Here is a 19,344-nt window from a genome sequence, read left to right on the forward strand (position 1 = left end):
GCTCAAGACATGAAGAACGCCGCCACTCTCTGGCTCAAGACCTTTTGCGTGGGCTTTGCGCTCATCTCTGCACTGCTGGTCTGGACGCTGTTCACGCCCGCCCCCTATGGCGACCTCACGCGCATCGGTCGCCTGTCGGAAACCCAGTTCGGCTGGACCCACACGCCACCCACCGTCGATGCAGCGCTGCTGCATTCCGCGCCGCTGGACCAGGCCGACGTGCTGGTGCTGGGCGACAGCTTCTCGATGACCTTGTACTGGCAGGCCGACCTGGTGCGTGCGGGCTACAAGGTCGCTACCACCTATTGGGGCGAGATCGGCTACATGTGCGGCGACTTCAACGAATGGCTGCGCGCCCAGGGCTTCAAGGGCAAGCTGGTCATCGCCCAGAGCATCGAGCGCGCCTTCGACGAACGCGTGCAGCGCAGCGAGGCCTGCGCCCACATCGATGAGGGCCGCAAGCTCAAGATCCGTCCCGACCCCTTCCTGGGCCCGCTGACGCAAAAGCCGTCGGGCGGCCTGAACTGGAGCGCCAAGCTCACCACCGGCCTGATCACCTGGCGCAACACGCGCCGCACACTCAACGAGCCCGGCGACACCCAGCATGGCGACGAAACGCTGGTGCGCGTGGTGCCCGATGGCTGCAAGCAGTTCACCCACGCGCTGTGCAACAAGCTGCCCATCTTCAAGGAAGACATCGACCACGGGCCGCTCACGCAGCAGACCTTCGAGCGCATGCAGCGCATCACGGCGACCCAGGCGCCGCTGCAGATCCTGTGGATGGTGATCCCCAACAAGACCACGGTCTACCTGGACCGCGAGCACTCGGCGGCCTTCGTGCAGCGCCTGCGCGCGCACCCCGAACTGGGGCCCAACCTGTTCGACTTCGCCGAAGCCGCAAGGCACGAGGTCAAGGACTTCTACTTCCCCAACGACACGCACATGTCCATGTTCGGCCAGCGGGCCATGGGCGCCCTGATGCTGCAGGAAGTGCGCAAGCACCTGCCACCGCCTACGTCCGCAACTGGCTCTTGACGCTATGATGAAGCGCAAGGCCTTTTCTGCAAGCAAGTGACGTGATCCTCTACGAATATCCCTTCAACGAGCGCATCCGGACCTACCTGCGGCTGGAACATCTGCTCCAGCGCCTGGGCGAGCTGATCACCAGCGATTCGGCCCTCTCCCACCACTACGCGCTGGTGACCCTGTTCGAGATCATGGACGTGGCCGCACGCGCGGACCTCAAGGCCGATGTGCTGCGCGACCTGGACAAGCACAAGGCCACGCTGGTCAGCTATCGCGGCAATCCTGCGATCCAGGAAGCCGCGCTGGAACAGATCATCGCGCGGCTGGAGAAGGCCTTCGCCAGCCTCAATGCCATGACGGGCAAGGCCGGCCTGGCGCTGACGGACAACGAATGGCTCATGGCCATCCGCAGCCGCGCCGGCATTCCGGCCGGCACCTGCGGCTTCGACCTGCCGGCCTACTACGCCTGGCAGCACCACCCGGTGCAGCGGCGCCGCCAGGACCTGGAGCGCTGGGTGGGCACGCTCGCCCCGCTGGCCGAAGGCGTGGTGCTGCTGCTGCAACTGCTGCGCGACACCGACGTGCCCTACCGCGTGGTGGCGCCCAACGGCCAGTTCCAGCAGACGCTGCCGCAGGGCCGCAGCTTCCAGTTGCTGCGCCTGCGCATCGACCCCAAGAGCGGCCTGGTGCCCGAGATCAGCGGCAACCGGCTGATGGTGTCGGTGCGGCTGATGCGCGAAGACGCCGAAGGCCGGCTGCAGCCCAGCCACGAGGACGCGGCCTTCGAACTCACGCTGTGCGCATGAAGCCGGGCAAGAAGGCCTCTGCCGAGCGGACGGTGCCCTGCCCCAGCTGCGGGCAGCCCAGCGTCTATGCGCCGAGCAATCCCTTCCGGCCCTTTTGCAGCGCGCGCTGCAAGGGCATGGACCTGGGCGCCTGGGCCAGCGAGGAATTCCGGGTGCCGGCCGAAGCACCGCCTGAAGACGAACCCTTCGGCGATCCCAAGCTCAGGCCGCTGCAGTAATTGCCTGCAGCGCCGGCGCTCATCAGGCCGTCGTCCGCGCCTGGGCGGCGCTCGGGTCCAGGCCCCGCTCCTGCGCCATCCACTGCAGCACCGGCACCGCGCCCGGCAACACGGGCGCCACATCCAGCGGCAGCTGCTGCCAGCGCATGGCCTGGCCTTCGCGCATTTCGAATTCGCCCTGCCAGTCGAAGACCTTGCACCAGTGCAGGCGCACCAGCGCATGCGGGTAGTCGTGCTCGGTCACGCGCCAGACCTGGGCCGCCGCGATGGTGATGCCCAGCTCTTCGTGCAGCTCACGGCGCAGCGCCTGCTCGACCGACTCGCCGGCTTCGATCTTGCCGCCCGGGAACTCCCAAAAGCCTGCATAGGGCTTGCCTTCGGGCCGCGTGCTCAGCAACAGCCGGCCTTGCGCATCGATGAGGATGCCGACGGCCACCTCCGTGTGCTTGCGGTCTGTGGGGGTGGTGCTGCTGCTCATGCCGCGGCACCCCGCCCGGCGTAATCGCGGGCGAACTGGTAGGCCACGCGGCCGCTGCGCGAGCCGCGCTCCAGCGCCCACACCAGGGCCTCGGGCCGCGCGGCCTCGATGGCCTTCTCGTCCATGCCGAAGGAAGCCAGCCACTGGCCCACGATCGTCAGGTACTCGTCCTGGCTGAAAGGATAGAAGCTCACCCACAGGCCAAAGCGCTCCGACAGCGAGATCTTCTCTTCGATCACTTCGCCCGGATGCACCTCGCCGTCCTCGGTGTGCGTGTACGTGAGGTTGTCCTTCATGTACTCGGGCAGCAGGTGGCGTCGGTTGCTGGTGGCGTAGATCAGCACGTTGGGCGTGGAGGCTGCCACCGAGCCGTCGAGGATGGACTTGAGCGCCTTGTAGCCGGGCTCGCCTTCGTCGAAGCTCAGGTCGTCGCTGAAGATGATGAACTTCTCGGGCCGGCCCGCGACCACTTCCACGATGTCCGGCAGATCCGTGAGATCGGCCTTGTCCACCTCGATCAGGCGCAGGCCCTGGTCGGCAAAGGCATGCAGGCAGGCGCGCACCAGCGAGGATTTGCCCGTGCCGCGCGCGCCCGTGAGCAGCACGTTGTTGGCGGGCTTGCCTTCAATGAACTGGCGCGTGTTGCGCTCGATCTTTTCCTTCTGGACCTCGATTTCCTTGAGCGAGTCCAGCGACATCTGCGCCACATGGCGCACGGGCTCCAGGGTGCCGTGCCCCGAGCTGCGGCGGCGGTAGCGCCAGGCGATGGAGGCGCTCCAGTCGGCCGGCGCCGCCAGCGGCTGCGGCAGCACGGATTCAATGCGTTGGATCAGCGCCTCGGCGCGCTCGATGAGTCGTTCGAACTTGTCGTTCATCTTCTCGATGCTTCATGTCTCTGGGCGCAGGCCGCCCTCTTGCGGCAGCGCACACGGGACCCGCCGGGCCGCACGGGCCGCGGATCAGGATCGGTAGTCGGCGTTGATGCTGACGTAGTCGTGGCTCAGGTCGCAGGTCCAGACCGTGTCCACGGCCTCGCCGCGGCCCAGGCCCACGCGGATCGTGATCTCGCTTTGCTTCATCACGCGCTGGCCGTCTTCCTCGCGGTACTCGGCACGGCGGCCGCCACGCGTGACCACGTGCACGTCGTCCAGGTACAGCTCGATCTTCGTCTGGTCCAGGTCGGTGATGCCCGCATAGCCCACGGCCGCCAGGATGCGGCCCAGGTTCGGGTCGCTGGCGAAGAAGGCCGTCTTGACCAGCGGCGAATGCGCGATGGCATAGGCCGCGAGCCGGCATTCCTCGGCCGTCTTGCCGCCCTCGACGCGGATGGTGATGAACTTGGTGGCACCCTCGCCGTCGCGCACGATGGCCTGGGCCAGCTTCTGCGCCACTTCGAGCAGGCCGGCCTTGAGCGCGCGACCATCGGGCGTGTCCCAGGATTCGACGACCGGGTGCGCAGCCTTCTGCGTTGCGATCACGACGAAGGAGTCGTTGGTCGAAGTGTCGCCGTCGATGGTCACGCGGTTGAAGGAGCCGTCGGCGAGGTCCTTGGCCAGCTGCTGCATCAGCGCCGGCGCGATCTTCGCGTCGGTGGCCAGGTAGCCCAGCATGGTCGCCATGTTGGGGCGGATCATGCCTGCCCCCTTGCTGATGCCGGTGATGGCCACGGGCACGCCCGACAGCGTGACCTGCGTGCTGAAGGCCTTGGGCACGGTGTCCGTGGTCATGATGCCTTCGGCAGCGCGGGCCCAGTTCTCGGGCTTGGCGTCGGCCAGCGCCGCGGGCAGGCCCGCGATGATGCGCTCGCTGGGCAGCGGCTCCATGATCACGCCCGTGGAAAAGGGCAGGATCTGCTCGGGCGCCACGTCCAGGTGCTGGGCCAGCGCCACGCAGGTGGCCTGCGCGCGCGCCAGGCCGTCGTCGCCCGTGCCGGCATTGGCATTGCCGGTGTTGACCAGGATCGCGCGGATGTCATGGCCGGCCGCCAGGTGCTGGCGGCAGATCTGCACCGGCGCCGCGCAGAAGCGGTTCTGCGTGAACACGCCGGCCACCGCAGCGCCTTCGTCCAGCAGCACCACGGTGAGGTCCTTGCGGTTGGCCTTGCGCACGCCCGCCTCGGCCACGCCGATGCGCAGGCCGGCCACGGGCCGCAGGCTGGAGGGGTCGGAGGCGGTGAAGTTGACGGGCATGGCGGTGCTGCGAGATGAGAAAGAGAAAGGAAGGCGCTGCAGCTCAGCTGAGCTTGCCGTGGCAGTGCTTGTACTTCTTGCCGCTGCCGCAGGGGCAGGGGTCGTTGCGGCTCACATGCGCGAAGGCGGCTGCCCCGGCCGACAGGCCCGAAGCCTGCGCACGGCGCGCGCTTTCCTCGTCCAGCCGCACTTCGGCCTCGCCGGTCTCGGTGGGTGCGGTGTAGGTGATGTTGGCGATGTTCTCGCCGCGGCTTTCCATGTCGCCGGCGGCCTGCTCCAGCTGCTCGCCGGACTGCACGCGCACGTTCATGAGCTGGCGCGTGACTTCGTTCTTGACCGAGTCCAGCAGCTGACCGAAAAGCTCGAAAGCCTCGCGCTTGTACTCCTGCTTGGGCTGCTTTTGCGCGTAGCCGCGCAGGTGGATGCCCTGGCGCAGGTAGTCCAGCGCGGCCAGGTGCTCACGCCAGTGCGAATCCAGGCTCTGCAGCAGCACCATGCGCTCGAACTGCGTGAAGTGCTCGGCGCCCACCAGGTTGACCTTGGCGGCGTAGATCTCGTTGGCCGCAGCCACCACCTTCTCCACGATGTCCTCGTCGGACATCGCGGTGGCGGCCTCGACCTGCTGCACCAGCGGCAGCTCGATGCCCCAGTCGGTGGACAGCACCTTCTCCAGACCCGGCAGGTCCCACTGCTCTTCCACCGATTCGGCGGGCACGTACTGGCGCACCAGGTCGGTGAAGCAGCCTTCGCGCAGGCCCGTGATCTGCGCCTGCAGCTCGGCTGCGTCGAGGATGTCGTTGCGCTGCTGGTAGATCACCTTGCGCTGGTCGTTGGCGACGTCGTCGTACTCCAGCAGCTGCTTGCGCACGTCGAAGTTGCGCGCTTCCACCTTGCGCTGCGCGCTTTCGATGCTGCGCGTGACGATGCCGGCCTCGATCGCCTCGCCCTCGGGCATCTTCAGGCGGTCCATGATGGCGCGCACGCGGTCACCCGCGAAGATGCGCATCAGCGGATCGTCCAGGCTCAGGTAGAAGCGCGAGGAGCCCGGGTCGCCCTGGCGGCCCGAACGGCCGCGCAGCTGGTTGTCGATGCGGCGCGACTCATGGCGCTCGGTGGCGATGATGCGCAGGCCGCCCAGCGAGGTCACAAGCTCGTGGTCCTTCTGCCAGTTGGCGCGCAGCTGCGCAAGGCGGTCCTCGTCCGCGGCGCCTTCGGCCTCGGCCGCCTCGATCATCTTCTCGAGGTTGCCGCCCAGCACGATGTCGGTGCCGCGGCCGGCCATGTTGGTCGCGATGGTGATCATCTTGGGCCGGCCGGCCTGCGCCACGATGTCCGCCTCGCGCGCATGCTGCTTGGCGTTGAGCACCTGGTGCGGCAGCCCGGCCTGGGTCAGCAGGCCGTCGATGATCTCGGAGTTCTCGATCGACGAGGTGCCCACCAGCACGGGCTGGCCGCGCTCGTGGCACTCGCGGATGTCCTCGATGGCCGCGTTGTACTTTTCCTGGGTGGTCTTGTAGACGCGGTCCAGCTGGTCTTCGCGCCGGTTCGGCCGGTTCGGCGGGATCAGCACGGTCTCCAGGCCGTAGATGGACTGGAACTCGAAGGCCTCGGTGTCGGCCGTGCCGGTCATGCCAGCCAGCTTGTTGTAGAGGCGGAAGTAGTTCTGGAAGGTGATCGAGGCCAGCGTCTGGTTCTCGGCCTGGATCTGCACGCCTTCCTTGGCTTCGACGGCCTGGTGCAGGCCGTCGCTCCAGCGGCGGCCGCTCATCAGGCGGCCCGTGAACTCGTCCACGATCACCACCTCGCCGTTCTGCACCACGTAGTGCTGGTCGCGGTGGTAGAGGTGACGCGCGCGCAGTCCCGCGTTCAGGTGGTGCATCAGCGTGATGTTGGCCGGGTCGTACAGCGACGCGCCGTCGGGCAGCAGCTTGAACTCCGAGAGCAGGCGCTCGGCCTTCTCGTGGCCGTCTTCGGTCAGGTAGACCTGGTGCGTCTTCTCGTCCACGGTGAAGTCGCCGGGCTTGGTCACGCCCTCGCCCGTGCGCGGATCGGCCTCGCCTTCCTGGCGCGAAAGCAGCGGCACCACCTTGTTGATGGCCAGGTACAGGTCGGTGTGGTCTTCGGCCTGGCCGCTGATGATCAGCGGCGTACGCGCCTCGTCGATCAGGATCGAGTCCACCTCGTCGACGATGGCGAAGTTCAGGCCCCGCTGCACACGGTCAGCGGTCTCGTAGACCATGTTGTCGCGCAGGTAGTCGAAGCCGTATTCGTTGTTGGTGCCGTAGGTGATGTCGCTGCCGTAGGCCTGCTGCTTTTCCTCGCGCGGCATGTTGGGCAGGTTGATGCCCACCGACAGCCCCAGGAAGTTGTACAGGCGGCCCATCCACGTCGCGTCGCGGTTGGCCAGGTAGTCGTTCACCGTGACCACGTGCACCCCCTGCCCCGACAGCGCATTGAGGTACACGGGCAGCGTGCCGGTCAGCGTCTTGCCTTCGCCGGTGCGCATTTCGGCGATCTTGCCGTAGTGCAGGGCCATGCCGCCGAGCATCTGCACGTCGAAGTGGCGCATCTTCATCACGCGCTTGGAGGCTTCGCGCACCACGGCAAAGGCTTCGGGCAGCAGTTGGTCCAGGGTCTCGCCGGCAGCCAGCCGGCTGCGGAATTCCTGGGTCTTGGCGCGCAGGGCCTCGTCGTCCAGCTTCTCGAGCTGCGGCTCCAGCGAATTGATGCGCTCGACGGTCTTGCGGTACTGCTTGAGAAGTCGGTCGTTGCGGCTGCCGAACAGGCGCGTCAGGAAGGTGGTGGCCATGAATTGGAGTTCGCGCAGGCCCGGCCCGCGTCATGTCGGACAGGCAGGCAGACCGGTCGAAAAGCCTAAGATAGGGTGGATGAGATGGGCCCGCACGGTGCCGAATGCAAGAGCGTCCGGACCGTTTGGGCGCCAGCCCCGCCAGCGGAAGCTGGCAAATGGGGCATTTTAGACATCTAAGTTTTCAGGTCAGACACCCCATGACGCGCCGCTCCCAGGCCTTCACCCTGCTGCAGGCCAGCGAGGAATCCCCCACGCTGGCAGGGCTGATGGCGCGTGCGCGCGAGGCCCAGGCCCGGCTGCAGGCCATCGCCCCGCTGCTGCCGCCGGGGCTGCGCGCCGCAGTGACGGCCGGGCCGGTGGAAAACGGCGAGTGGTGCCTGCTGGTCGAGGGCAATGCCGTGGCCGCCAAGCTGCGCCAGATGGTGCCCATGCTGCTGGCGCGGCTGCGCGTGCAGGGGTGGGAAACCAAAGGCATCCGCATCAAGCTCCGGTCGCAGCAGCGTTGAACGCTCAGAGCGTCAGCACCGTGCAACCCGTGGTCTTGCGCGCTTCCAGGTCGCGGTGGGCCTGCTGCACGTCGGCCAGCGCGTAGCGCTGGGCGATCGGGATCTTCACCGCGCCGCTGCCGACCACATCAAACAGGTCGTCGGCCATGGCCTGGGTGCTTTCGCGCGTGGCGATGTGGGTGAACAGCGTGGGCCGGGTGAGGTAGTACGAGCCCTTGGCCAGCAGCGCCGTGTTGAAGGGTGGCACCGGGCCGGAGCCGTTGCCGAAGCTGGCCAGGAGACCGAAGGGACGCAGGCTGGCCAGCGACCCCTCGAAGGTGTCCTTGCCCACCGAGTCGTAGACCACCTTCACGCCCTTGCCGCCTGTGATCTCCTTCACGCGCGCGGCGAAATCCTCGGTGCTGTAGTTGATGGCGTGCGCGGCGCCGTGCTCAAGCGCGAGCTGGCACTTGGCGTCCGAGCCTGCGGTGCCGATCAGCTGCAGGCCCAGCGCCCTGGCCCACTGGCAGGCGATCAGGCCCACGCCGCCGGCCGCCGCGTGGAAGAGCACGAAGTCGCCCGGCTGCAGCCCCTCGGCCGGCAGCGTCTTCTTCAGCAGGTATTGCGCGGTGAGGCCCTTGAGCATCATGGCCGCGCCGGTCTCGAAGGAGATCGTGTCGGGCAGCTTGCACACGCAGGTGGCCGGCATCACGCGCAGCTCGCAGTACGCGCCAGGCGGCTGGCTGGCATAGGCGGCGCGATCGCCCACCTTCAGGTGCGTCACGCCCTCGCCCACGGCCTCCACCACGCCGGCCGCTTCCATGCCCAGCTGCAGCGGCATGGCCAGGGCGTACAGGCCGCTGCGCTGATAGGTGTCGATGAAGTTCAGGCCCACCGCATGGTGGCGGATGCGGATCTGGCCCGGGCCGGGCTCGCCCACTTCGACCTCGACGATCTTCAGTTCCTCGGGGCCGCCGGGGCGGTCGATGCGGATGGCGCGGCTGGTGTGGCTCATGGCAAATGCGTCCTCGATTGGAAGGGCGCCATCCTGCCACGAATGCCCCCGCGGGCGCAGGCGCGGGGGCTTGGCACTACAGTGCCGGCCATGACAGCCCTCGCGCGGCCAGCAGGCCTCGACTTACGCACTGCCCTCCTGCTCACCGTCCCGCCTGCGCTGTGGGCCGGCAATGCGGTGGTGGGGCGCCTGCTGCGCGAGATGGCTTCGCCGATGACGCTGAACTTCGTGCGCTGGCTGCTGGCGCTGCTGCTGCTGGCGCCGCTGGCCCTGGCGGTGCTGCGCAGAGGCAGCCCGCTTTGGCCGCACTGGCGCCGCTATGCCTGGCTGGGCCTGCTGGGCATCGGCTGCTACAACGCGCTGCAGTACCTGGCGCTGCAGACCTCCACACCCATGAACGTGACGCTGGTGGGCGCCAGCATGCCGCTGTGGATGATGGGCACCGGCGCGCTGTTCTTCGGCCAGCGCATCACACGGCAGGCGCTGGCGGGCGCCCTGCTGTCGATGGCAGGCGTGGCCGTGGTGCTGAGCCGCGGCCAGTGGCAGGTGCTGGCCGATCTGCACCTGCTGCCCGGCGATCTCTACATGATGCTGGCCACCATCGCCTGGGCCTTCTACAGCTGGCTGCTCACGCGCACGCACGAGCCCGCTTCGGTGCGCCGCGACTGGGCCGCCTTCCTGATGGCGCAACTGGTGTTCGGCACGGCCTGGTCGGCCCTGTTCTCGGCCGGCGAATGGCTGCTGACGCCCGCGCGCTTCGTCTGGAGCTGGCCGCTCGCTGCGGCGCTGGCCTTCATCGTGCTCGGCCCGGCGCTGCTGGCCTTTCGCTGCTGGGGCGAAGGCGTGCAGCGCGCAGGGCCGAACAACGCCGCCTTCTTCCTCAACCTCACGCCGCTGTTCGCGGCGCTGCTCTCAGCCCTGTTCCTGGGAGAAGCGCCGCAGCCCTATCACGCGCTGGCCTTTGCGCTGATCGTGGGCGGCATCGTGGTGTCGTCGCGGCGCTGAGCGCGTCCGCCCCGCCGCGGCGCAGCGGCGCTCAATAGGTGCCCGGATAGGCCCCGCCGTCGGCCAGCACGTTCTGCCCCGTCATGTAGCCGGCATGCACGCTGCACAGGAAGGCGCAGATCGCGCCGAACTCCTCGGCCGTGCCGAAGCGGCGCGCGGGGATGGTCTTTCTGCGCGCATCCTGGATGGCGTCCACGCTCTGGCCGGTCTTCTTGGACGCGCCCACCGCGGTGTTGCGCAGCCGGTCGGTGTCGAAAGCGCCGGGCAGCAGGTTGTTGAGCGTGACGCCCTGTGCCGCCAGGCCGCTGCGGGCCAGGCCGGCCACGAAGCCGGTCAGGCCGCTGCGCGCGCCGTTGGACAGGCCCAGGATGTCGATGGGCGCCTTCACCGCGCTGCTGGTGATGTTGACGATGCGGCCGAAGCCGCGCGCCGCCATGCCGTCCACCGTGGCCTTGATCAGTTCGATGGGCGTGAGCATGTTGGCGTCCACGGCCTTGATCCAGGCTTCGCGGTCCCACTCGCGGAAGTCGCCGGGCGGCGGGCCGCCCGCGTTGGTGACCACGATGTCGTAGTCCTTGTGAACGGCGAAGACGGCCGCGCGGCCTTCCTCGGTGGTGATGTCGGCGGCCACGGCCTTCACGAAGGCCTCGCCGCTGCGGGCGGCCTCCAGCTTCGCGGCCGCGTCCTGCAGCGCTTCGGCGCCGCGCGCGACGATGACCACGTTCACGCCTTCCTTGACCAGCGCCAACGCGCTGCCGTAGCCCAGCCCCTTGCTGGCGCCGCACACCAGTGCGGTCCTGCCTGCGATACCCAGATCCATCGATTTGCTCCTGTATGGGAAAGTGAAAAGAACGCGCGGCTCAGCCTGCGCCGCGGCGTGTGAAGACATAGATGCCGGCCAGCACCAGCGCCGTGCCGGCCGCCGTCCAGAGTGTGAAGGGCTCGCCCAGCAGCACCACGCCCATGAGGATGGTGGACAGCGGGCCGATCATGCCGGTCTGGGCCGTGGCCGCGGCGCCGATGCGCTCGACGGCCATCATCACAAGCAGCACCGGCACGGCCGTGCACAGCGTGGCGTTGAGCACCGACAGCCAGATCACCTCGGGCGCGAGGGCAAAGGCCGCGTCCAGCGGGTTGAGCAGCAGGAACTGCGCGATGCACAGCACGCAGGCCACGCTGGTGGCCAGGCCCACCAGCCGCAGCGAACCCAGGCGGCGCACGAATTCGCCGCTCCACACCAGGTAGATGGCGTAGCTCACCGCGCTCAGGAAGACCAGCAGCGCGCCCCAGGCCGTGGCGCCGGCCGTGCCCACCTGCACCTCGTGGCCGAAGACCAGCAGCACCCCCGCATAGCTGATGGCCATGCCGGCCATCTGCCGCAGCGTGATGCGCTGGCGCCAGGCCAGCCAGCCGAAGAGCATCACCAGCGTGGGGTTGAGATAGAGGATCAGCCGCTCCAGGCTGGCCGTGATGTAGGCCAGCCCGGCGAAGTCCAGGAAGCTGGCGAGGTAGTAGCCCGAAAAGCCCAAACCCAGCACGCCCAGCCAGTCCCTGCGCGTGAGCGCCGGCTTGCCGCGCCCGGACCACCAGGCCATGGCCAGGAACAGCGGCAGCGCAAAGAGCATGCGCAGCATGATCAGCGTCACCGCATCGACCTGGTGGCGATAGGCCAGCTTGATGATGATGGCCTTGCCGCTGAAGGCAATGGCGCCGATGAAGGCGAAGGCCAGGCCGACGGCCGCGGATCGCGGCGGGCCGGACGAAGGGAAGCTGCCGGGGGTCTCGGCCGTCTGGGTCATCCCCCGATCATCGCGTGATCTTCAATACCCTGCTGCCAGGCCGTCACGGCGCGGGTCGCTGGCAGCCAGATAGCCCTCGACCGACGGCTCGCCCATGCGCCAGATGAACTGGCCGGCGCCGAAGTCCTGGTAGGAATCGTTGATCACCTCGAGCTTGTGGCCGCGCTCGCGCAGGCCCTGCACCGTGGCGGGGTCCATCGTGGCCTCGACGTTGAGCTCCAGGCCCGCATTGAAGCGCCAGCGCGGCGCGTCGCAGGCGGCCTGCGGGTTGTGGCCGTGGTCGAGCATGCGCACCAGGGTCTGCATGTGGCCCTGCGGCTGCATGTTGCCGCCCATCACGCCGAAGCTCATCACCGGTTGGCCGTCCTTCGTCAGGAAGGCCGGGATGATGGTGTGGAAGGGGCGCTTACCCGGCGCCACGATGTTGGGGCTGCCGGCCTTCAGGCTGAAGCCGTGGCCGCGGTTCTGCAGGCTGATGCCGAAGGAAGGCTCCACGCAGCCCGAGCCGAAGCCCATGTAGTTGCTCTGGATGAAGCTCACCATCATGCCGCTCTCGTCGGCCGCGGTGAGGTAGATGGTGCCGCCCTTGACGGGGTTGCCGGCCTGGAAGTCTTGTGCCCTGTTGCGCTCGATCAGGCGCGCGCGCGAGGCCAGGTAGGCGTCGTCCAGCATCTGCTCGGTCGTCACTTCCATCGTGCCGCGCTCCGACACATGGCGGTAGACGTCGGCGAAGGCCAGCTTCATGGCCTCGATCTGCAGGTGCTGCGATTCGGCCGAATCGGCCGGCAGCGCGGCGATGTCGAACTTCTCGAGGATGCCCAGCGCGATCAGCGCGGCGATGCCCTGGCCGTTGGGCGGGATCTCGTGCAGCGTGTGGCCGCGGTAGTCGCGCGAGATGGGCGTGACCCACTCGGGCTGGTAGGCGGCCATGTCGGCCACGGTGAGCGCGCCGCCGTGTTCCTTCGAGAAGCTGGCGATGGCCTGCGCGATCTCGCCCGTGTAGTAGGCCTCGCCCCTGGTGCGGGCGATGGCCTTGAGCGCGCGCGCGGCGGCAGCGAAGCGGAACAGCTCGCCCACCGCGGGTGCGCGGCCCCAGGGCAGGAAGACCTCGGCAAAGCCGGGCTGCGACTGCAGCAGCGGCGTGGCCGCAAGCCACTTGCCCTGCACCACCGGCGGCACCAGGTAGCCGCGTTCGGCGATGTCAATGGCCGGCGCCATCAGGTCGGCGAAGGGCAGCTTGCCGAAGCGATCGCTGAGCGCGACCCAGCCGCGCACCGCGCCGGGCACGGTGACCGAGTCGATGCCGCGCATCGGCGGGGCCACGGCATCGGGGCCGTACTTGGCGCGGAAATACTCGGGCGTCCAGGCCCGGGGCGCGGGGCCCGAGGCATTGAGGCCGTGCAGCTGCTGGCCGTCCCACAGGATGCAGAAGGCATCGCTGCCCAGACCGTTGCTCACGGGTTCGACCAGCGTCATCACGGCGGCGGTGGCCACCGCGGCGTCGACCGCGTTGCCCCCCTGCTGCAGGATGCGCAGGCCGGCCTGCGCGGCCAGCGGGTGCGAGGTCGACACCACGTTGCGCGCGAAGACCGGGATGCGGGTGGAAGGATAGGGATTGCTGAAATCGAAGTTCATGGCGGTCATGGCGTGGAGGGTGGGAAGGACGCGGAGCCGGCCTCGTTCATTCGTTGGCGATCTTGCGCTCGACCACGATCTTCTTCCATTTGGCAGCGTCGGCCGCCACCATCTTCGCGAACTGCTCGGGCGTGCCTGCCGCAGCCGGGGCGATGCCCAGCCGTGCCAGCTTGTCCTTGAGCTCGGGGTCGGCCAGCGCTTCGTTGGCAGCCTTGTTCACGCGCGCCACCAGCTCGGCCGGCAGGCCCTTCGGCCCGTAGAAGCCGAACCAGGTGTTGGACTCGTAGCCCGGCAGCGTGTCGGCGATGGGCGGCAGCTCGGGCGCCAGCGGGCTGCGCGTGAGGCTGGTCACGCCCAGGGCGCGCAGCCGGCCCTCGCGCACATGCGGCATGCCGGTGGGCAGCGAGTCGAACAGCACGTCCACCTTGCCGGTGATCAGGTCCGGAACGGCGAGCGCCGTGCCCTTGTACGGAATGTGCGTGACGAACAGGCCCGCCTGCGCCTTGAACAGCTCGGCCGTGAGCTGCACGATGGTGCCGTTGCCGCTGGAGGCGTAGTTCAGCCTGCCGGGGTTCTTCTTCGCATGCTCGATCCATTCACGCACCGTCTTCGCGGGCGAATCGACCGGCACCAGCATGATGCTGGGCGCATCGCCCACGTGGGCGATGGGCGTGAAGTCGCGCACCGTGTCGTAGGGCAGCCGGGGCGTGATGGCCGGGCCGATCGAATGGGTGCTGGTGGTGGCCAGCAGCAGCGTGTAGCCGTCGGGTGCGGCCTTGGCCGCGATGTCGGAACCGATGGCGCCGCCGGCGCCGGGCTTGTTGTCGATCACCAGCGTGGTACCCAGCCGCTCGCCCATCTTCTGGCCCAGGGTGCGCGCGAACAGGTCGGTGGCGCCAGCCGCCGGGAAAGGCACGACCAGCCGGATCGGCTTGGCCGGGTAGCCCTGTGCGAGGGCGGCGCCCGGCGCCGTCAGGCACAGGGCGATGGACATGGCCGCGAGGCCCTGGAGGAACAGGTGGCGTTGCATGGTGCGGATTCCCTGGCGCGGATGGCAGGCACCGATGCTACGCACCGCAGCCGCATCAAACCAGATAATCCCGCTTATTCAACTATGACGTGAATTCATGGCACGCCTTGCCACCGAAACCCTGTCGCTGCAGCAGTTGCGAGCCCTTGCCGCGGTGGCAGGCACCGGCAGCTTCACGCTGGCGGCCGAGAGCCTGCAGCTGACCCAGCCAGCCATCAGCCACCTCATCAAGCGCATGGAGGAGGACCTGGGCCAGCCCCTGGTGGTGCGCGGGCGCCGCATCCGCATGACCGACGCGGGGCAGATGATGGTCGACACCGCGGTGCGCGCGCTGCGGCTGATCGATGAATCGGTGAACGCCTGCCGCTCGCAGGCGCAGCTTCGCGAGGGCCGGGTGGTGCTGGCCGTGGGGCACCTGACGGCGGGCGCGCTGATGCCGCCCCTGCTGGGCCGCTTCGCGCGCCAGTACCCGCGGCTGGCCACCACGCTGCTCGACAGCACGGCCGAGCAGATGATCTCGCGCATCCTCTCGCAGGAGGCCGATCTGGGCTTCGGCTCCGACATCGGCCAGACCCATTCGGAGCTGGCGACCGAGCCCCTGTTCACCGAGCGCATGGCACTGTTCGTGCGCGCCGACCACCCGCTGGCCACACGCAGCAGCATCGAGGCGCGGCTGCTGGAAGGCCTGCCCTTCATCCACGTGAACCCCGACGCCAACGTCTGGCGCGCGGTGAGCCGCCAGCTCTCGAGCGTGGCCAACGTGTACCCGCAGGTGGCGCACCACGTGTCGATGCTCTCCACCGCCTTCGGCCTGATCCAGGCCGGCGCCGGCGTGGCGCTGCTGCCGCGCTATGTGGAAGTGCTGATGCCGCCGGACCTGCGCGCGCTGGCCGTGACGCGGCCGGTGCTCGAATACCCCGTGATGGCCGTGCGCCTGGCCAAGCATCCGCTGAGCCCGGCCGCCATGGCCTTCCTGGCGCTCGCGCGCCAGCAGCTGAAGCCGCGCCCGGCCTTGCGCTGAAGCGCCCGGCCTTCAGCCCGCGAACTGGCTGCGCAGTGCGCCGTACAGCGCCTGGAAGCGCGCATGCCTTGCGCGATGCAGGCCTGCCCGGGTGTCTCGGGCCTCGAAGCGCTGGCGCACGCGCGGCGGCGCGCAGACCGCGGCCTCGTCGCCGCCATCGGCCAGCCAGGCCAGGCGCGCGGCGCCCAGCGCACCGCCGGCCTCGCCGCCCTCGGCCAGGGTCAGCGGCACTTCGAGGATGTCGGCCAGCAGTTGCGCCCACCAGGCGCTGCGCGCGCCGCCGCCCACCAGGGCCAGCGCGTCGGCGGGCCGCGCCAGCGTGTCCAGCCCGTCGCGCAGCCCCAGGCTCACGCCTTCGACCACCGCATAGGCGATGTGCGCTGCGCCATGCGCCTGCGTGAGGCCGAAGAGCACGCCCTGCGCCTGCGGGTCGTTGTGCGGCGAGCGCTCGCCCGACAGGTAGGGCAGGAACAGCGGTGCCCGCTCCCGCTGGGCAGCGTCCAGCGTGGCGGCCTGGCCCAGCAGCGCGGCCTCGTCGCCAAAGCCCAGGGTCTGCGCGGCCCAGCGCACGGCGCTGGCGGCAGAGAGCATCACCGACATCTGGTGCCAGCGCCCCGGCAGCGCGTGGCAGAAGGCATGCACGGCCTGCTGCGGCCGGGGCTCGAAGCGCGCGCCGGCAATGAAGATCACGCCCGAAGTGCCCAGCGACACGAAGCCCTGGCCCGGCTGCACCACACCCATGCCCACGGCGCTGGCTGCGTTGTCGCCGCCACCACCGGCGATGGCCACGGGCCGGCCATGCGCCGTGCCCACGCCCCATCGCTGCGCCAGCGCGGGCCTGAGCCAGGCCGACACGGCGCTGCCTTCCACCAGCCGCGGCATGTGCGCGCGCGTGAGGCCGGTGGCAGCCAGCATCGCGTCCGACCAGTCGCGGCGCGCCACGTCCAGCCAAAGCGTGCCGGCCGCGTCGGACATCTCGCTGACGGCCTCGCCGCTCAGCAGCAGGCGCAGCCAGTCCTTGGGCAGCAGCACGCGCGCCGTGCGTGCGAAGAGCGCAGGCTCGTGCGCCTTGACCCACAGCAGCTTGGGCGCCGTGAAGCCGGGCATGGCCAGGTTGCCGGTGATCTGCGCCAGCGACGGCATCGCCTGCGTGAGCTGCGCGCATTGCGCCGCGCTGCGGCCGTCGTTCCAGAGGATGGCCGGGCGCAGGACTTCGTCGGCCGCGTCGAGCAGCACCGCGCCGTGCATCTGGCCCGACAGGCCCAGGGCGCGCACCTGCGCCAGCGCCAGGGCGTGCTGCGCGCGCATCTGCGCCATCACCGCCTCGAGCGCCTGGGCCCATTGCGCGGGTGCCTGCTCGGCCCACAGCGGCTGCGGCCGGCTCAGCGTCAGGCGGGCACCGGCGGTGCCGACGATGCGGTGGTCATCGGCCAGCAGCAGCGCCTTCAGCTCGGAGGTGCCAAGGTCCAGTCCCAGGTACATGTGGCGGCGTCCTGTGTGCCAGCGGTTTCAGCCAGGACGGCGGTTGCGCTGGGCCTCGTTGTCGGAAAGCGCAATGTAGCGGCCCGGGCGGCGCCAGTGCAGACCTTCAGGTGCGTGCCGCGCAGGCTCCTCGCTGCACCATGAAAAATTGCCCCCACGCTCCCCCGCTGCGCGAGGTCCGCTGCCCCCCGAGGGGGCTTTTTCATCTTGGGGCGGCCCGGCGATGAAAAATTGCCCCCACGCTCCCCGCTTCGCGAGGTCCGCTGCCCCCCGAGGGGGCGTTTTCATCTTGGGGCGGCCCGGCGATGAACCAGAAAAAAGGCCGCCCGTGGGCGGCCTGCGAACCGGGCGTGGCTTCAGGCCACGGGCGGCGCACCGTACTGGTTGGCCTCGGCCTGGCTGGGCTGCACCATGAAGTAGATCAGCACCAGGCCCACCAGCGGAATGATGCCGATGAGCAGCAGCCAGCCGGTCTTGCCGATGTCATGCAGGCGGCGCACGCCGGCAGAGATCATGGGCACCAGGAACACCAGCACCACCAGGAAGTACACGTACTGGTGGATGAAGCTGCCCACCAGGGCCAGGACGAAGTAGGCCAGCACGAACCACCAGTATTCGGAGCGCGTGGCGCGACCCGAGAAATCGGCGAACTTGGCGAAGCAGGTTTTGACGGCCGTCATGAAATCCATGTGAACAACTCCTCTCTTGTGGATGTATGCCCTCGGGGAAATCCCGCACCGCATCATATCGACGAGGCGGTGCGGGCGTATGACGGCGAAGGCCCTAGGCCTTGTGGCCGAGGCGCTGCACCAGCGCGGCCGTGGAAGGGTCCAGCCCGGCCACGTCGCCCGAGGCCAGCCGCGGCTCGATGTCCCTGGCCAGCACCTTGCCCAGTTCCACACCCCACTGGTCGAAGCTGTTGATGCCCCAGATCGCGCCGCTGGTGAACACGCGGTGTTCGTACATCGCGATGAAGGCGCCCAGCGTCTCGGGCGTCAGCCGATCCAGTACGAAGAAGGTGCTCGGGCGGTTGCCTGGGAAGTTCTTGTGCCCGCCTTCGTCGGCCTTGCCCACCATCAGGGCCTGAGCCTGCGCAATCGCGTTGGCCAGCAGCTTGGGCTGGTGGCCGTCCAGGGTGTGCTCGGCCTCGCGCACGGCGATGAATTCCAGCGGCACCACATCGCTGCCCTGGTGCAGCATCTGGAAATAGGCATGCTGGCCATTGGTGCCCGGCTCGCCCCACAGCACGGGCGAGGTGTCCACCGCCAGCGGCCGGCCCGCGCGGTCCACGCGCTTGCCGTTGCTTTCCATCTCCAGCTGCTGCAGGTAGGCTGGCAGCCGGGACAGTTGCGCGTGGTAAGGGGCGATGCTGCGGCTGCCGAAGCCCTTGAAGTTGCGGTACCAGACATCGAGCAGGCCGAGCTGCACGGGCAGGTTGCGCGCCAGCGGCTCGGTGCGGAAATGCTCGTCCATCGCGTGCGCACCGGCCAGGAAGGCGCGAAAGCCTTCGGCCCCGATGGCCAGCGCGATGGGCAGGCCGATGGCCGACCACATGGAGTAGCGCCCGCCCACCCAGTCCCAGAAGCCGAAGGTGGTGTCGATGCCGAAATCGCGCGCGGCCGCCACGTTGGTGGTCAGCGCCGCGAAATGGCCGGCCACGTCGGTGCCGCCCGATTGCTGGTACCAGCGCCGCGCCGAATGGGCGTTGGCCATGGTCTCGGCCGTGGTGAAAGTCTTGGACGCGATCAGGAACAGCGTGTGCTCGGGCGCGAGGCCCTTGAGCACGGCGTCCAGCTCGTGCCCGTCGACGTTGGAGACGAAATGGAAATGCTTGCCCGGCGCCACGTGGGCGGCCAGCGCCTTCACGGCCATCTGCGGCCCCAGGTCGGAGCCGCCGATGCCGATGTTGACCACGTCGGTGATCGTGTGGTCGGCGCGCACGCGCTCGGCATAGGCCAGCATGGCCTGCAGCGTGGCCTGCACGTCGGCGGCTTCCGGCCGGGCCGAGGCGCCCGCACCGTTGGCCGGCGCGCGCAGCAGCCAGTGCATGACGGCGCGGTCTTCGGTGTTGTTGATGGCCTCGCCGGCGAACAGGGCGTCGCGCTGTGCCTCGAACTCGCAGTCGCGGGCCAGCGCCAGCAGCAGCGCCTGCGTGCGCGCGTCGATCAGGTTCTTCGACAGATCGGCGAAGACATGGGGCGCCTGCAGGCTCAGCGTCTGGGCGCGGGCCGGGTCGTCCGCAAAGGCCTGGCGCAGGTCGAAGTCCTCGCCCACAAGTGCCTCATGTTCCTGCAGGGCCGCCCAGGCCGCCGTTGCATCGCAGCGAATCACTTTCCTTGTCAT

General features: G+C 69.0%; 18 protein-coding genes. 6 read left to right on the forward strand and 12 right to left on the reverse strand.

The annotated features are described in order from the left end of the window. Positions 1–9: 9 nt before the first annotated feature. The 3 genes from PGB34_RS10180 to PGB34_RS10190 are packed head-to-tail and all read left to right on the forward strand — an operon-like array spanning position 10 to position 2,050. Entirely contained in the window at positions 10–1,035 is a 1,026-nt protein-coding gene (locus tag PGB34_RS10180; protein ID WP_271427964.1) for a hypothetical protein, read from the forward strand. A 41-nt stretch (positions 1,036–1,076) separates the two neighbouring features. Beyond that, positions 1,077–1,832, forward strand: a complete 756-nt coding sequence (gene zapD, locus PGB34_RS10185) for a cell division protein ZapD (protein ID WP_271427965.1) — start codon at positions 1,077–1,079, stop codon at positions 1,830–1,832. Next, positions 1,829–2,050 carry a DNA gyrase inhibitor YacG gene (locus tag PGB34_RS10190; RefSeq protein ID WP_271427966.1) on the forward strand — a complete coding sequence of 74 codons (222 nt, stop codon included), beginning with the start codon at positions 1,829–1,831 and terminating at the stop codon, positions 2,048–2,050. The genes zapD and PGB34_RS10190 overlap by 4 nt, the downstream gene beginning before the upstream one ends. A 22-nt stretch (positions 2,051–2,072) precedes the next feature. Here the strand turns inward: PGB34_RS10190 and PGB34_RS10195 are convergent, their stop codons facing one another. The 4 genes from PGB34_RS10195 to secA all read right to left on the reverse strand — a co-directional run bounded on the left by PGB34_RS10195 (position 2,073) and on the right by secA (position 7,526). Continuing rightward, the gene (locus tag PGB34_RS10195) at positions 2,073–2,528 is read right to left on the reverse strand and encodes an NUDIX domain-containing protein (protein ID WP_271427967.1); all 456 of its coding nucleotides are present in this window, start codon (positions 2,526–2,528) and stop codon (positions 2,073–2,075) included. Next, positions 2,525–3,403 carry an ATP-binding protein gene (locus PGB34_RS10200; RefSeq protein ID WP_271427968.1) on the reverse strand — a complete coding sequence of 293 codons (879 nt, stop codon included), beginning with the start codon at positions 3,401–3,403 and terminating at the stop codon, positions 2,525–2,527. Before PGB34_RS10200 ends, PGB34_RS10195 begins: the two co-directional genes overlap by 4 nt. Positions 3,404–3,487: 84 nt before the next feature. Then, positions 3,488–4,717, reverse strand: coding sequence for a bifunctional glutamate N-acetyltransferase/amino-acid acetyltransferase ArgJ (gene argJ / locus PGB34_RS10205; RefSeq protein WP_271427969.1), 1,230 nt, complete (start codon positions 4,715–4,717; stop codon positions 3,488–3,490). 43 nt (positions 4,718–4,760) lie between these two features. Further along, on the reverse strand, positions 4,761–7,526 hold the full coding sequence (gene secA, locus PGB34_RS10210; RefSeq protein ID WP_271427970.1) for a preprotein translocase subunit SecA: 2,766 nt from the start codon (positions 7,524–7,526) through the stop codon (positions 4,761–4,763). Positions 7,527–7,726: 200 nt separating this feature from the next. Between secA and PGB34_RS10215 the strand changes: the two genes are divergently transcribed. Continuing rightward, a complete protein-coding gene (locus PGB34_RS10215; RefSeq protein ID WP_271427971.1) occupies positions 7,727–8,035 on the forward strand; it encodes a DciA family protein in 309 nt (102 codons plus the stop codon). A gap of 4 nt (positions 8,036–8,039) precedes the next feature. Here PGB34_RS10215 and PGB34_RS10220 read toward each other — a convergent pair whose 3' ends face one another. Then, a complete protein-coding gene (locus PGB34_RS10220) occupies positions 8,040–9,029 on the reverse strand; it encodes a quinone oxidoreductase family protein (protein ID WP_271427972.1) in 990 nt (329 codons plus the stop codon). A 90-nt stretch (positions 9,030–9,119) separates the two neighbouring features. On the opposite strand from PGB34_RS10220, the gene PGB34_RS10225 reads away from it, so the two are divergent. Continuing rightward, the gene (locus PGB34_RS10225; protein WP_271427973.1) at positions 9,120–10,034 is read left to right on the forward strand and encodes a DMT family transporter; all 915 of its coding nucleotides are present in this window, start codon (positions 9,120–9,122) and stop codon (positions 10,032–10,034) included. Positions 10,035–10,065: 31 nt separating this feature from the next. Here the strand turns inward: PGB34_RS10225 and PGB34_RS10230 are convergent, their stop codons facing one another. From PGB34_RS10230 to PGB34_RS10245, 4 genes are read right to left on the reverse strand one after another with little or no spacing between them, the layout of a single operon-like run. Beyond that, a complete protein-coding gene (locus PGB34_RS10230) occupies positions 10,066–10,854 on the reverse strand; it encodes an SDR family oxidoreductase (RefSeq protein WP_271427974.1) in 789 nt (262 codons plus the stop codon). Between the two features lie 40 nt (positions 10,855–10,894). Then, complete coding sequence (locus tag PGB34_RS10235; RefSeq protein ID WP_271427975.1) at positions 10,895–11,833, reverse strand: DMT family transporter; 939 nt, start codon at positions 11,831–11,833, stop codon at positions 10,895–10,897. Between the two features lie 21 nt (positions 11,834–11,854). Next, a complete protein-coding gene (locus PGB34_RS10240; RefSeq protein ID WP_271428258.1) occupies positions 11,855–13,468 on the reverse strand; it encodes a gamma-glutamyltransferase family protein in 1,614 nt (537 codons plus the stop codon). A 46-nt stretch (positions 13,469–13,514) separates the two neighbouring features. Continuing rightward, a complete protein-coding gene (locus PGB34_RS10245) occupies positions 13,515–14,498 on the reverse strand; it encodes a Bug family tripartite tricarboxylate transporter substrate binding protein (protein WP_271427976.1) in 984 nt (327 codons plus the stop codon). 97 nt (positions 14,499–14,595) lie between these two features. On the opposite strand from PGB34_RS10245, the gene PGB34_RS10250 reads away from it, so the two are divergent. Continuing rightward, complete coding sequence (locus PGB34_RS10250; RefSeq protein ID WP_271427977.1) at positions 14,596–15,519, forward strand: LysR family transcriptional regulator; 924 nt, start codon at positions 14,596–14,598, stop codon at positions 15,517–15,519. Positions 15,520–15,531: 12 nt separating this feature from the next. Here the strand turns inward: PGB34_RS10250 and xylB are convergent, their stop codons facing one another. From xylB to pgi, 3 genes are all read right to left on the reverse strand, one after another. Further along, a complete protein-coding gene (gene xylB / locus PGB34_RS10255; RefSeq protein ID WP_271427978.1) occupies positions 15,532–17,001 on the reverse strand; it encodes a xylulokinase in 1,470 nt (489 codons plus the stop codon). Positions 17,002–17,357: 356 nt separating this feature from the next. Next, positions 17,358–17,690, reverse strand: coding sequence for a DUF805 domain-containing protein (locus PGB34_RS10260; RefSeq protein ID WP_271427979.1), 333 nt, complete (start codon positions 17,688–17,690; stop codon positions 17,358–17,360). A gap of 94 nt (positions 17,691–17,784) precedes the next feature. Next, positions 17,785–19,344, reverse strand: a complete 1,560-nt coding sequence (gene pgi / locus PGB34_RS10265; protein ID WP_271427980.1) for a glucose-6-phosphate isomerase — start codon at positions 19,342–19,344, stop codon at positions 17,785–17,787.

It is taken from the genome of Xenophilus arseniciresistens (assembly GCF_028023875.1).
Taxonomy (GTDB): Bacteria; Pseudomonadota; Gammaproteobacteria; order Burkholderiales; family Burkholderiaceae_C; genus Xenophilus; species Xenophilus arseniciresistens.

Bases quoted from the DNA above. Each gene is read 5' to 3' on its own strand.
- PGB34_RS10250 (WP_271427977.1), top strand. From the start codon at position 14,596: ATGGCACGCCTTGCCACCGAAACCCTGTCGCTGCAGCAGTTGCGAGCC.
- PGB34_RS10215 (WP_271427971.1), top strand. From the start codon at position 7,727: ATGACGCGCCGCTCCCAGGCCTTCACCCTGCTGCAGGCCAGCGAGGAA.
- pgi (WP_271427980.1), bottom strand. From the start codon at position 19,344: ATGACAAGGAAAGTGATTCGCTGCGATGCAACGGCGGCCTGGGCGGCC.
- PGB34_RS10180 (WP_271427964.1), top strand. From the start codon at position 10: ATGAAGAACGCCGCCACTCTCTGGCTCAAGACCTTTTGCGTGGGCTTT.
- PGB34_RS10235 (WP_271427975.1), bottom strand. From the start codon at position 11,833: ATGACCCAGACGGCCGAGACCCCCGGCAGCTTCCCTTCGTCCGGCCCG.
- PGB34_RS10225 (WP_271427973.1), top strand. From the start codon at position 9,120: ATGACAGCCCTCGCGCGGCCAGCAGGCCTCGACTTACGCACTGCCCTC.
- xylB (WP_271427978.1), bottom strand. From the start codon at position 17,001: ATGTACCTGGGACTGGACCTTGGCACCTCCGAGCTGAAGGCGCTGCTG.
- PGB34_RS10245 (WP_271427976.1), bottom strand. From the start codon at position 14,498: ATGCAACGCCACCTGTTCCTCCAGGGCCTCGCGGCCATGTCCATCGCC.
- argJ (WP_271427969.1), bottom strand. From the start codon at position 4,717: ATGCCCGTCAACTTCACCGCCTCCGACCCCTCCAGCCTGCGGCCCGTG.
- PGB34_RS10240 (WP_271428258.1), bottom strand. From the start codon at position 13,468: ATGAACTTCGATTTCAGCAATCCCTATCCTTCCACCCGCATCCCGGTC.
- PGB34_RS10230 (WP_271427974.1), bottom strand. From the start codon at position 10,854: ATGGATCTGGGTATCGCAGGCAGGACCGCACTGGTGTGCGGCGCCAGC.
- PGB34_RS10220 (WP_271427972.1), bottom strand. From the start codon at position 9,029: ATGAGCCACACCAGCCGCGCCATCCGCATCGACCGCCCCGGCGGCCCC.
- secA (WP_271427970.1), bottom strand. From the start codon at position 7,526: ATGGCCACCACCTTCCTGACGCGCCTGTTCGGCAGCCGCAACGACCGA.
- PGB34_RS10195 (WP_271427967.1), bottom strand. From the start codon at position 2,528: ATGAGCAGCAGCACCACCCCCACAGACCGCAAGCACACGGAGGTGGCC.
- PGB34_RS10260 (WP_271427979.1), bottom strand. From the start codon at position 17,690: ATGGATTTCATGACGGCCGTCAAAACCTGCTTCGCCAAGTTCGCCGAT.
- PGB34_RS10200 (WP_271427968.1), bottom strand. From the start codon at position 3,403: ATGAACGACAAGTTCGAACGACTCATCGAGCGCGCCGAGGCGCTGATC.
- PGB34_RS10190 (WP_271427966.1), top strand. From the start codon at position 1,829: ATGAAGCCGGGCAAGAAGGCCTCTGCCGAGCGGACGGTGCCCTGCCCC.